A 12,408-nucleotide genomic window follows, 5' to 3' on the forward strand; every position below is an offset into this window, starting at 1 on the left:
AATCTTTTCTTTTCAAAACTTTAAGTTGACCAGCACGCCTGCTTATATTATAATTTAGGAAGCATGTGACTTGATTTTCATATGTAGAAATTTTTGTTTTTTGCTTCGGAGGGAGGGAAACAAGCATGTCAAATTCAACTCGCGTACGTAAAAACGAGTCTCTTGAGGATGCTCTTCGTCGCTTCAAGCGTAATGTATCGAAAAGTGGTACATTGCAAGAATATCGCAAGCGTGAACACTATGAAAAACCTAGCGTAAGACGGAAGAAAAAATCGGAGGCAGCAAGAAAGCGTAGATACTAAGAAGAGGGTGTTAGCGTAAATGACTCTACTTGAAAAGCTTAATCAAGATATGATTCAAGCGATGAAGAAGAAGGATAAAGATACCCTTACTGTAATTCGCATGGTAAAGGCTTCGATTCAAAATGAATTGATCAAGCTAGGAAAAGAACATCTTTCGGAAAATGAAGAACTAACAATTTTGTCCAGAGAGCTCAAACAAAGAAAAGAATCCCTCCAGGAATTTACTTCTGCGGATCGAGCAGACCTTGCTGACAAGGCTCAGTTTGAAATAGAAGTGTTAGAGCAGTATATGCCGAAGCAACTGTCTATAGAGGAAACGGAGAAAATTGTAGAACAAGCTATTCGAGAAGCCAATGCAACATCGATGAAAGATATTGGAAAAGTAATGGGGAAAGTAATTCCATTAACCAAAGGTAAAGCAGACGGCTCTCAAGTAAAGCAAATTGTTGAAGAAAAATTGAAATGAAAGACGAGTTAGCATGCTAATCAGTCTTTTATACCCTTAAAATGGTCCCGATCATCATCTTGGTGATATCGGGACCATTTTTTAGTTCTATACAAATTTTCATAACTGAAGGATATGTGGTAGTATTTTAGTAGGAAACGGTATCTTCTGCAAAAAAATTTAAAAAGTGAAACATATGATTGTTTTTATCCGTATAGTAAGATACCAACGAAGGGGGTGTTTAAATTGCCTGCCAAAAAGATCCTGCACTACATATTATTAACATTACTTGTAATCTTCATTTTTCTACCAACTTTTACGAACAAGGCTCACGGGGAAGGAACTGGAAAGCTTGTTTATGTTATTCCAATTGAACGCGAGGTGGAACGAGGACTTGAAGCGTTTTTAAAACGAACGACTAATGAAGCGATTGAGTCAAATGCCGACCATATCATATTTGAAATCAACACACCTGGAGGGAGAGTGGATTCTGCCGGACAAATTGCAGAACTATTACAAGGTCTGGAAATCCCGAACACTTCATTTATTGTAAACGAAGCACTTTCAGCAGGCTCCTATATTGCCCTTAACACCGATACTATTTATTTCAGGCCACATGCAACGATGGGGGCGAGTGGGGTAATTACCGGGGATGGAAATGCTGCCGATGAAAAGGCGCAATCCGCTTGGTTAGCAGCCATGAGAAGTGCTGCTGAATCAAAGGGGAGAGATCCGTTATATGCTGCTGCAATGGCAGACCCATCCATTGATTTGCCTGAATACGGGGCACCTGAAGGTAAGTACCTTACACTTGGTCCAAATGAAGCGGTGGAAGTAGGCTATGCGGAAGGAATTGTCAATCATCGTACAGAGTTATTGGCAGAGCTTGATTTGACAAATGCGACGATCGTTGAAACAGAAACGACGCTTGCGGAAGAAGTAGCAAGATTTTTAACTCACCCGACTGTCATTCCGATCTTGCTTTCAATCGCAAGTCTTGGACTCGTTCTTGAGCTGTATTCTCCTGGATTCGGTATACCTGGAACAATGGGAATTATCGCACTTATCCTATTTTTCTATGGGCATATTGTCGCTGGACTAGCTGGAATGGAAGCCATTATACTATTAGTTGTCGGAATCATTCTCATCGTTTTGGAATTCTTTTTATCAGGTGGTATTGCCGGTCTGTTGGGAATCAGTGCAGTATTAGGCTCCTTATTCATGTCAGGTTATGATCTCGGTCATATGGCACTTAGTATTAGTATTTCGTTTATTATTGCGGTTATTGCTGCGATATTCCTATACCGAAGAATTGGGGCGGATAAAGGCTTGTTCCGCCATATCATATTAAAAGACCAGACAACAACGGAACTTGGGTATGTATCAAGTGTAAACCGTCTCGAGTTGATCGGTATGGAGGGGGTGGCGCTCACTCCTTTACGTCCATCTGGAACCGGCTCATTCGGTGATGAATATCTCGATATTGTGTCAGAAGGCAGCTTTATCGACAAAGGGAAAAAGATTAAAATAACGAAAGTAGAAGGAATGCGAATTGTGGTTCGAGAGATAGTAGAATAAAAAATTATTGTTTTAGGAGGAGTTTTTATGGGTTTTGATGTTTTACCACTTATTATTATTGCCGTGATTATTATTGCACTTGCAATCCTATTCACGTTCATTCCAGTCACACTGTGGATCAGTGCACTCGCAGCAGGTGTTAAGGTGAGCATCTTCACACTAATCGGGATGCGTTTACGTCGGGTTGTGCCGAGCCGGGTGATTAATCCACTTATAAAAGCACATAAGGCAGGACTTAATGTATCAATCAATCAGCTGGAGAGTCACTATCTTGCTGGCGGTAATGTTGATCGTGTTGTAAATGCGCTTATCGCATCACACCGTGCGAATATTGAACTTCCTTTTGAAAGAGGAGCAGCGATTGACCTTGCTGGCCGTGATGTTTTAGAAGCGGTACAAATGAGTGTTAACCCAAAGGTGATTGAAACCCCGTTTATAGCAGGTATTGCCATGAACGGAATTGAAGTAAAAGCTTTGGCACGAATTACTGTAAGAGCGAACATTGACCGTCTAGTCGGTGGTGCAGGAGAAGAAACAGTAATTGCCCGTGTTGGTGAAGGGGTTATTAGTACAATTGGTAGTTCTAATACACATGAACAAGTACTGGAAAATCCTGATTCTATCTCCCACACTGTACTTGCTAAGGGGTTAGATGCAGGAACAGCTTTTGAAATACTTTCAATTGATATTGCCGATGTTGATATCGGTAAGAACATTGGTGCGACACTACAGACCGACCAGGCGGAAGCAGATAAGAAAATTGCTCAAGCGAAAGCGGAAGAGCGCCGAGCCATGGCTGTTGCTCTAGAACAAGAGATGGTTGCAAGAACTCAAGAGATGCGCGCGAAGGTTGTGGAAGCTGAAGCAGATGTTCCGCGTGCCCTTGCAGAAGCACTACGTTCAGGCAATATGGGTGTCATGGATTATATGAATTACCGCAATATTGGGGCGGACACGGAAATGCGCGATACAATCGGTAAACTAACGGAAGACAATGATGATAACAATTAATCACTTCTTTGTTTCCTGTAAAGGAGGGAAGTAATGGGCGAGATTTTCGAATTTATCTTTGAAAATATGTTCCTGGTTATTTTGATCATCTCAGGAATTATCGGAATGCTTTCAAGCAATAAAGAACAACAGAAAAAACAGCAACAACAGCGCCCAAATCGGCCACAGCAGCCACAGACTAGACAGCAAGGGCAACCAAGACCAGCTCCCGCGTCAACTCGGAAAGAAACCGTACGAGAGCGCCCTAAAGAGGTTGTGACGACTAAAATAGAGCCAAAACCGAAAGAAGCAACGGTAACCCTCGCTACACCAAAGAGGATGGAAGAAGAACAGCAGGCTCAAATGGAACGATTACAGGAAAGGTATAGGGGAGCCGCAGATATAAACATCACGGATGGGAATATAGATGACTTCATCAGCCGTCAACAAATGGAAGTATTGAAAAGCTTATCGGAGGAGCAGAAAGTATTAAAGAAAGATATCCGCCGGAGCTTGAAGAAGAAAGGTTTGATCAACGGAATTATTATGGCCGAAGTATTAGGTAGACCTCGTTCCATGAAACCTTACCAGAGTGTCACATCCGAACGTTATAAAAGATAAAAAAAAGCCATTAGCACATCGATTTACTCGGTGCAAAGCTAATGGTTTTTTGTTTTTATCAAGGTCTTAATCATTTTAGTCGTTCATACATATAGAGAAGAGGGGGATGTATCCGTGAAAAAATGGCATCTGAAGTTCCGCAACTTAATGGTTAACTATTTAGCACTTCCTTCCGATATTTTGCTGGAGTTGCCGCGGCTTACGATAATCGGCAACTTCCACCTGTATATTGAGAATCATAAAGGACTAGAGACATATTCCGAGACAGAATTGAAATTAAAAACGACGAATGGATATGTACAAATACTCGGTACTTCCTTTGTCTTGAAACAAATGCTCCCAGAAGAAATTTTGCTAGAAGGAGAAATTGAGGAAATAAAATATATACCTAGTTCATTGTAAAAGGAGGACATATGAAATCTGTAAAAGGATCCTATCTATCAGGAGTTGTAGAGATTCAAGTCACAGGTGACCACCCGGAGCAATTCTTGCAACAATGCGCGCGGAATGGAATTATGCTTTGGGAAATAAAAAAAGTTCATGTTAACCAATGTACAGCAAGCGTGTTGCTTAAAGATGTGAAGGAAATCCGCAAACTTCGGCGTGGAAGCAAATTTAAAATCCATTTTTTGAATAAACATGGATTACCTTTTTTTAAGAAAAGAGTCGGCAGAAAAAAACCTTTGTTAATCGGTCTTCTGCTTAGTTTATTATTATTCTTTATCCTCTCCAATATGGTATGGCAAGTAACGGTAACAGGAGTTCCGGAAGAATTGGAAAATAAAATCAAGGAACAATTAACTAGTTATGGTGTTTATCCAGGAGCGTTTACTTTCTCAATCGAATCCCCTAATCAAATCCAACAATTATTGCTCGAAGATGTGCCGGAATTGCTTTGGATTGGTGTGGACAAAAAAGGGACAAGTTTTTATCTTGAAGGGGTGGAAAAACTCATCATCGAAAAGGAAGAGCCAGCAGGTCCAAGGCATTTAGTTGCTGGTAAGAGCGGTGTTATCCAATATATGTATGTGAAAAAAGGAATGCCTGAAGTAACGGTCAATGATGTGGTCGAGAAGGGGGATGTACTTGTTTCTGGAGCAATTGAAAAGCTGAATATCATTGACGAGGAAGAAGATAAGCAGGAATTCGAATTGGTTGCTGCAGATGGTGAGATTATCGCAACAACTTGGTATAAAGCGGAAGTGAACGTCCCTTTAACAGCAGAGCATGTTGAATTAACTGGCAATACGAATGAAAAATACCGAATTAAATTCGGTTCATTATCTATTCCGATTTGGCCACTCACTCGTTTTGAACATTTTGAACATGAGTTGATAGAAACAGATGAATATCAATTAGATATTTTTGGATGGCGTCCTCCGATCTACTTTACAGCTGAAAAGAGGCTCGAGAGTACTCCTTGGTACAGTGAGAGAACACGAGAAGAAGCAATACAGGCCGGTATTCGCCAAGCTAAAAAAGATTTGCAAAGAAGGCTTGGGAAAGATGCTGAAATTATCACGGAAAAAGTTTTGCATGAAACCATCCGTCATGGTAAAGTAAAACTAAGCTTGTACATCACGGTAGAAGAAAATATAGCTGTTGAACAACCGATAAACCAAGGAGATTAAGTATGGCAGGAAATTTAACTGATATTGATTTACAATTACAAGATCCAACCGAAGCGCTAGCTTTATTCGGAAACAATGATAAGCATTTAAAACATCTGGAATCCCTTTTGGATATCCGTATTGTTTCACGCGGAGAGAAAGTACAAGCTTCAGGCAGTGTGGAAGCGGTTGAAGTACTAAAACAAGTGCTGTTTTCTTTACTTTCTTTAATTCAAAGAGGCATATCGTTTTCGGAAAGAGATATCGCCTATGCGGTAGAGATGGCTAGAAAAGGAACGATCAATCAATTTGAAGCATTATTTGAAGATGAAATTACGAAGAATATGAAAGGAAAGTCCATTCGTGTAAAGACATTAGGCCAAAAAGTATACGTGGACCGGATACGGGCAACAGACTTAGTATTTGGCTTTGGTCCTGCTGGAACGGGTAAAACGTATTTAGCCGTTGTGATGGCTGTCGATGCGTTGAAGAAAGGTCTTGTGAAGAAGATTATTTTAACAAGACCTGCTGTTGAAGCAGGTGAAAGCCTTGGTTTTCTACCAGGTGATTTAAAAGAGAAAGTTGACCCGTATTTACGTCCGCTTTATGACGCGTTGCACGATGTTTTAGGAGTTGAACATACGGCAAGGTTAATTGAGAGGGAAGTTATTGAAATTGCCCCGCTTGCTTATATGCGTGGAAGAACATTGGATGACGCTTTCGTTATTTTAGATGAAGCCCAAAATACAACACCTGCTCAAATGAAGATGTTTTTAACTCGACTAGGCTTCGGGTCAAAAATGGTGATTACTGGTGACATCACACAGATTGATTTACCAAAAGGAGTGCATTCCGGTCTTCGGATTGCGGAACAAATCCTCCAGAATGTAGAGGGTATTTCTTTTGTGTACTTGAAAGGATCCGATGTTGTTCGTCATCCGCTCGTTCAGCGGATTATCCATGCATATGAAAATAATGATACGAATCAGTAAGACCTGCTCTGTAGGTCTTATTTTCACTTAGGGGGTAAGAGGAAAGTGAAAAAGAAAAAGAATTTTTTCCAAAAAGTAGAGAAATGGCTGGGAAATAGAACAAGTTTATTTTTAATTGTCGTTGCAGTGTTCATACAAAGTATTTTCTTCTTTTTCATTTCCTTAAATAATGTCTATACGGAAACGTATGACTTACAACGATTTGCTACAGCGAATACGACGATCCGTTCACCGGTAACGATTGAAAATGAAGTGGAAACAGAGAGAAAGACAAGGGAAGCGGTCCAGCAAATCGGTGACAGATATTCGATATCCGAACAGGTCAATAACGAAAGAATCGGTTATAGTGAGGAGTTATTCGATGCAGTTCTTTCCTTAAACGATGAATCGAATAAGACCAAGGACAAAGATAAACAGGTGAAAGAAGGAGAAAGCGAAGAGGAAGCTGCCGAACTATCGACGGAGGAGAAAATTGACCGATTAAGACAAGTCCTCTCCGAAGAAATTGTACTAGAAGCGAGTGCCGATTCCTTTCGTACATTAATTAATCAACCGCGGGAGGAAATCGAAAAGGCTAAAAAGCTTTTTATCGCTAGTGTAAAAGAGGTAATGGAAGAGGGAGTCCGAACAGAGAATCTGCAATCGGCTAGAGGCATTGTCGAAGATGAAATAAAGTATTCAGAACTCGATCCTGTTCTTAAAGATGCGCTTATCGAGTTTGCAAACTTTATCGTAACAGAAAACTCATTTTTCGATTTGGAAGCGACGAATGAAGCACGAAAAATTGCTGCCAGCAATGTCGATCCGGAAATGATAAAAGCCGGGGAGATCATAGTCAGTGAAGGTCAAGTGATTACGAATGAAATATATGAACAGCTGCAACTTGTCGGTTTACTTGATGGGGAACGTAATTTTTTTCCCGTCATCGGCTTAGTTCTGTTGTTAATTATACTTGGCAGTATTTCATTCGTCGAGATTAATAAGTTGGCCAAGCGTGAAACAATGAATAAGCGCGTATTGGCTGCGCTATTAACGATAAGTTTCATTGTAGTTACATTAATGAAAGTTGTCAGCCTATTTTCGACGGATAACAACCAACTGTTCTATATTATGCCTATTGCCATGGGGGCCCTTTTATTGAAGTTATTCATCAGTGAACGGCTGGCGATCATTATGGCAGGAATTTATGCAATTATAGGTACAGTTATATTCAATGGACTTATTCCAGGGGCATTAAATATTGAAGCAGGAATTTATTTCTTCTTTTCCCAACTGGCAGGAATTATTTTCTTCCCGCAAGTGAAAGACCGTTTAGCTATTTTAAAGGCGGGATTGGGAATTATATTAGTGAATATCCTGACTGTATTACTATTTCTATTCTTGTCCTTTGAAAAATATACGTTAATTGACTTTTTCCTAAACTCAGCATACGGACTTGTTTCCGCATTCTTAGCTGCAGTGTTGACAATCGGTCTTTTACCGTTCTTTGAGACAGGTTTGGGTATCTTATCAGACACGAGATTGCTGCAGCTCTCAAGCCCGAATCAGCCCTTACTCAAGAAATTGCTAGTTGAAGCACCGGGCACTTACCACCATTCTGTCATGGTTGCGAACATTAGTGAGACGGCATGTGAGGCGATTGGTGCAAATGGATTGTTAGCAAGAGTCGGTGCGTATTATCATGATATTGGAAAAACCGTCCGTCCGCAGTTCTTTATTGAAAATCAGTTATCTAATCAGAACCCGCATGACCGGATGGATCCAAAAGAAAGTGCAAAAATAATCATTAGTCACCCTTATGATGGGGTAGAAATGTTGAAAGAGAACAAGTTACCGAAAGAAATTATTGAGATTGCAAAGTCACATCATGGAACTTCATTGCTCAAATTCTTCTATTATAAAGAGAAAGAGAAGAATCCAGATGTGCAGGAAGAGGAGTTCCGTTATCCTGGTCCCAAACCGCAATTGAAAGAGGCTGCTGTTGTCAGCATTTGTGACTCTGTAGAAGCTGCTGTGCGGTCGTTATCTGAGCCGACCGAAGAGAAAATTGAAGAGATTGTTGCAGCGATAATGAGTGATAAAATAGCGGATGGCCAATTGGATGAAAGTCCACTAACATTAACGGAATTAAAAGTCATTCAACGGACAATTTGTGATTCATTAAAAGGTTTTTTCCATTCAAGAATCCAGTATCCAAATAGGGAGGAAACATAATGCATATCGATTTTCATGATAAAACGAATTTATTACCAGCCGACCAGGTGGATCTATTGAAACGTCTATTGGAATTTGCTGCAAAGCGGGAGGGGGTCTCCAACGAAGCGGAGATGTCCGTTAATTTTGTCCATGATGGTGAAATCCAAGAATTAAACCGTAATTACCGGCAGAGGAACACACCGACAGACGTCATATCCTTTGCCATGCAGGACCGTGTGGATGGAGAGATGCATATCCAAGGAGTGGATATACCTATTATACTTGGCGATATCGTGATCTCCGTCGACCGGGCACAGGAACAAGCGGATGAGTATGGGCACACTCTAGAGCGGGAAATTGCTTTTCTGACCATCCATGGATTTTTGCACTTACTTGGCTACGATCATATGACAGAGACAGATGAAAAGGAAATGTTTGCGAAACAAAGAGAGATATTGAGTGAGTTTGGCATTGAAAGATAAGAGAGGAAAGGTCGGCTTTCATCATGCTTTTGCTGGAATCAGGGCCGTATTTAAATCGGAGTGGAACTTTCGTTTTCATGTAAGCACCATGGTACTGGTTCTTGCTGCTGGCTTACTATTCGAGCTGTCGCAGCTCGAATGGGCACTCATTATTATTGTAATCGGGCTGGTTCTTCTAACGGAACTTTTAAATACAGCGATCGAAAAATTGATTGATTATCTGCGACCGGAGATTCATCCCGATGCCCGCTTCATTAAAGATGCGGCTGCAGGTGCTGTTTTTGTCAGTTCCATTGTTGCTGTACTAGTCGGAGTAATTATTTTTCTCCCAAAACTCCTATCCATCTTCTAACGTACTCAGCTGATTACTTTCATTCAGCGTAGGTGTCTTTGCTCGTTTATTTAATTTGGTGCTCTAATCGCCGTTCAGTTGCCCGGCGGACGGATGCTTTCCACGGGCACGGCCTCAGCCTCCTCGGAAGAAGTTCGCTTCCTGCGGGGTCTTCGGACTCGTGCTTTTCCCGTAGGAGTCACCGTCCGCCGGGCAACTGAACTGGTAGAGAGCGTTATTATTAACGGAAACTATCCCAACTATGGTGAGAGTTCTAATTCCTTAAATGAAAAATAGTGCTCCAAATTGGACTTTTCCTAGGAGCAGTCCAGACACCTCGAGACTCCAGCAGGAGGATAGGCATAGGTGAGACCCCGCAGGGCGACAGCCCGAGGCAGACTAAGAACGCCACGTCCTGTGGCAACGTCTGCATTAGCACATCCTATGCGTCGAGGCTCACCAGCCGCCTGCGGAAAGCGAGAGGTGTCTGGACTGCGGACCTCCAGGAGAAGGTTGCACTTACGCTGAATGAAAGTGATTTATCCCCTGTCAATTCTTCGGAAGTTTTCAGAACCTTTGTCGAAAGTAGAAAAAGCGATTCGTTTTATAGTATGATAATAAAAAACAAGACATCTTGGAGGAAAAATTACATGAAATCCAATTATAAATCGGGCTTTATCGCGATTATTGGCAGACCGAATGTGGGAAAGTCTACATTCCTTAATCACGTAATCGGACAAAAAATTGCCATTATGAGTGATAAGCCACAAACAACAAGAAATAAAATACAGGGTGTACTTACAACCGATGATTATCAAATGGTGTTTATCGATACACCAGGTATCCATAAACCGAAACACCGCCTCGGAGATTTCATGATGAAAATTGCCGACAATACATTAAATGAAGTCGATGCAGTATTATTTATGATTAACGCAGACGAGGGTTATGGACGAGGGGATCAATTTATCATCGATCGTTTGGAAAACGTTAAAAGCCCTGTCTTTTTAATTATTAATAAAATTGATTTAGTTTCACCAGAATCTTTACTGGGTATTATTGATGAATATAGGCAAAAAGGTGATTTCCAGGAAATTATTCCAATTTCTGCACTTCAAGGGAATAATGTCAATCGCTTATTAACCGAATTACAGAATTATTTGCCGGAAGGACCACTTTATTATCCGCAAGATCAAATCACGGATCATCCAGAACGCTTTATTATTACAGAATTCATTCGGGAAAAAGCACTGCATCTTACGAGGGAAGAAGTGCCGCACTCCATCGCTGTCGCACTTGAAAACATGGAAAGACGAAAGGATGAAACCGTCTTTATTCAAGCGACAATCGTAACAGAAAGAAGTAGCCAAAAAGGTATTATTATCGGTAAGCAAGGTAGTATGCTAAAGAAAATCGGTCAAGAAGCCAGGAAAGATATTGAGCGTCTTCTCGGTTCGAAAGTATATTTAGAACTTTGGGTAAAAGTTAAAAAAGACTGGCGGAATAAGCAGAGCCAACTGCACGAATTAGGATTTAGACAAGATGAATATTAAACCATGGTAAAATTTAATACTTATTATTTTCAGCTTCATGGTCAATCTAGAAATAGAAGCATTTTCAAAAGAAAAAATAGAAAGGCGGGGTTTCTTGTGCTTGATATTACGTGGAAAGTATTTAGTCAGACAGGAAACATTGAAACCTATTTATTATACAAAGAACTGGAAAATGTAGATAATGAAGAGAATGATGCAGATGAAGATGAATCAAATGAGATTGAGACAACCAAAATGTAACCTGGGATTATGAAAGGAAAAGAGCTGAACAGCTTTGCTTGAAAAAATTGAAGGGATTATTTTAAAGACGATTGATTATGGCGAAACGAATAAAATTATAACGATATTTAGTAAGAATATCGGGAAGTTCACCGCAATGGCAAGAGGGGCGAAGAAGCCTAGAAGCAGAATGGCTGCTGTGACGCAGCCATTCATTGCTGGTCAATTTTTTGTATATATCAATCCCGGTTTAAGTACAATTCGACAGGGGGAAATCTTAGAATCTTTTCGGCCACTGCGGGAAGATATTGAAAAAACAGCTTATACTGCTTATCTGATTGAACTGTCGGAGAAACTTCTTGATGATAAAACACCAGAGCCTTATTTATACGATCAGCTCTACCGTACGATGGAATGGATTGCGGAACACGATGAATATGGTATCCCTATTTTGATGTATGAATTAAAAATATTTCAAAAAGGTGGCTTTGCGCCAACGCTTTCCCACTGTAGTAATTGTGGAAATAAAGAAGGACCTTATGCATTTTCAATAGGAGAAGGCGGCTTATTATGCAGAAGATGTTTGTCGCTTGATGACCAAGCTGTCCAATTAACAGAAATACAGGTAAAATTATTGCAGATGTTTCAAGCAGTTGGGATCGAGCAAGTCGGTGAAATATCGGTGAAATTAGAAAACCGTCAGTTATTTAGGCGGCTTCTTGATGCCTATTATGACCGATTTGGTGGATATTTCTTGAAATCAAGGAGATTTTTGAATCAATTAGATCAGTTTAAAGGATGAACATTGACATTATCCGTTTTTTGGATTATGATGTTACATATTTACAAAATAATATTTCACATGTGTTGAAGGAGAAAGTACTTATCAATAATTCTTCTCAAGCGAGTCCAGGATGGTGTAAGCTGGATGAAGATTGAATAAGGAAGAGGCACTCCAGAGCATGATAATAAAGTGACTCAAGAAACTTGGGTAAATAGGGTGGAACCGCGGTATAAAAGCCGTCCCTATGCTTGTAATAGACTACAAGCATAGGGACGGCTTTTCTTATGATTAAAAGGAGTAAATGG

14 protein-coding genes and 1 other annotated feature are annotated in these 12,408 nt (G+C 40.4%); all 14 genes read left to right on the forward strand.

What is annotated here, in order from left to right:
• Positions 1-125: 125 nt before the first annotated feature.
• The 14 genes from rpsU to recO all read left to right on the forward strand — a co-directional run bounded on the left by rpsU (position 126) and on the right by recO (position 12,121).
• On the forward strand, positions 126-302 hold the full coding sequence (gene rpsU / locus WKU33_RS10370; RefSeq protein ID WP_156856823.1) for a 30S ribosomal protein S21: 177 nt from the start codon (positions 126-128) through the stop codon (positions 300-302).
• 19 nt (positions 303-321) lie between these two features.
• A complete protein-coding gene (locus WKU33_RS10375) occupies positions 322-768 on the forward strand; it encodes a GatB/YqeY domain-containing protein (protein WP_156856822.1) in 447 nt (148 codons plus the stop codon).
• Between the two features lie 225 nt (positions 769-993).
• Entirely contained in the window at positions 994-2,325 is a 1,332-nt protein-coding gene (locus WKU33_RS10380; RefSeq protein ID WP_156856821.1) for an NfeD family protein, read from the forward strand.
• 27 nt (positions 2,326-2,352) lie between these two features.
• Complete coding sequence (floA, locus tag WKU33_RS10385; protein ID WP_156856820.1) at positions 2,353-3,336, forward strand: flotillin-like protein FloA; 984 nt, start codon at positions 2,353-2,355, stop codon at positions 3,334-3,336.
• Positions 3,337-3,369: 33 nt separating this feature from the next.
• Positions 3,370-3,936, forward strand: coding sequence for a hypothetical protein (locus WKU33_RS10390; protein ID WP_188856479.1), 567 nt, complete (start codon positions 3,370-3,372; stop codon positions 3,934-3,936).
• A gap of 114 nt (positions 3,937-4,050) precedes the next feature.
• A complete protein-coding gene (gene yqfC, locus WKU33_RS10395; protein WP_229782596.1) occupies positions 4,051-4,338 on the forward strand; it encodes a sporulation protein YqfC in 288 nt (95 codons plus the stop codon).
• A gap of 11 nt (positions 4,339-4,349) precedes the next feature.
• Complete coding sequence (gene yqfD, locus WKU33_RS10400; RefSeq protein WP_340454455.1) at positions 4,350-5,567, forward strand: sporulation protein YqfD; 1,218 nt, start codon at positions 4,350-4,352, stop codon at positions 5,565-5,567.
• 2 nt (positions 5,568-5,569) lie between these two features.
• Positions 5,570-6,538 carry a PhoH family protein gene (locus tag WKU33_RS10405; protein WP_156856817.1) on the forward strand — a complete coding sequence of 323 codons (969 nt, stop codon included), beginning with the start codon at positions 5,570-5,572 and terminating at the stop codon, positions 6,536-6,538.
• 45 nt (positions 6,539-6,583) lie between these two features.
• A complete protein-coding gene (locus WKU33_RS10410; protein WP_232334414.1) occupies positions 6,584-8,752 on the forward strand; it encodes an HD family phosphohydrolase in 2,169 nt (722 codons plus the stop codon).
• Positions 8,752-9,216, forward strand: a complete 465-nt coding sequence (gene ybeY, locus WKU33_RS10415; protein ID WP_156856816.1) for an rRNA maturation RNase YbeY — start codon at positions 8,752-8,754, stop codon at positions 9,214-9,216. The genes WKU33_RS10410 and ybeY overlap by 1 nt, the downstream gene beginning before the upstream one ends.
• Positions 9,194-9,568, forward strand: coding sequence for a diacylglycerol kinase family protein (locus WKU33_RS10420; RefSeq protein WP_156856815.1), 375 nt, complete (start codon positions 9,194-9,196; stop codon positions 9,566-9,568). Before ybeY ends, WKU33_RS10420 begins: the two co-directional genes overlap by 23 nt.
• Positions 9,569-10,197: 629 nt before the next feature.
• On the forward strand, positions 10,198-11,100 hold the full coding sequence (era, locus tag WKU33_RS10425; RefSeq protein ID WP_156856814.1) for a GTPase Era: 903 nt from the start codon (positions 10,198-10,200) through the stop codon (positions 11,098-11,100).
• A 96-nt stretch (positions 11,101-11,196) separates the two neighbouring features.
• Entirely contained in the window at positions 11,197-11,340 is a 144-nt protein-coding gene (locus WKU33_RS10430; RefSeq protein WP_156856813.1) for a YqzL family protein, read from the forward strand.
• Positions 11,341-11,374: 34 nt separating this feature from the next.
• Positions 11,375-12,121: a DNA repair protein RecO gene (gene recO, locus WKU33_RS10435; RefSeq protein WP_188859345.1), complete on the forward strand. Its 747-nt coding sequence runs from the start codon at positions 11,375-11,377 to the stop codon at positions 12,119-12,121.
• Positions 12,122-12,177: 56 nt separating this feature from the next.
• Positions 12,178-12,350, forward strand: a binding site (T-box leader).
• Positions 12,351-12,408: the final 58 nt, after the last annotated feature.

The organism is Oceanobacillus sp. HCA-5259, from assembly GCF_037892815.1.
GTDB classification, from domain to species: Bacteria; Bacillota; Bacilli; order Bacillales; family Amphibacillaceae; genus Oceanobacillus; species Oceanobacillus indicireducens.

Bases quoted from the DNA above. Each gene is read 5' to 3' on its own strand.
- rpsU (WP_156856823.1), top strand. From the start codon at position 126: ATGTCAAATTCAACTCGCGTACGTAAAAACGAGTCTCTTGAGGATGCT.
- WKU33_RS10375 (WP_156856822.1), top strand. From the start codon at position 322: ATGACTCTACTTGAAAAGCTTAATCAAGATATGATTCAAGCGATGAAG.
- floA (WP_156856820.1), top strand. From the start codon at position 2,353: ATGGGTTTTGATGTTTTACCACTTATTATTATTGCCGTGATTATTATT.
- WKU33_RS10390 (WP_188856479.1), top strand. From the start codon at position 3,370: ATGGGCGAGATTTTCGAATTTATCTTTGAAAATATGTTCCTGGTTATT.
- yqfD (WP_340454455.1), top strand. From the start codon at position 4,350: ATGAAATCTGTAAAAGGATCCTATCTATCAGGAGTTGTAGAGATTCAA.
- WKU33_RS10405 (WP_156856817.1), top strand. From the start codon at position 5,570: ATGGCAGGAAATTTAACTGATATTGATTTACAATTACAAGATCCAACC.
- ybeY (WP_156856816.1), top strand. From the start codon at position 8,752: ATGCATATCGATTTTCATGATAAAACGAATTTATTACCAGCCGACCAG.
- era (WP_156856814.1), top strand. From the start codon at position 10,198: ATGAAATCCAATTATAAATCGGGCTTTATCGCGATTATTGGCAGACCG.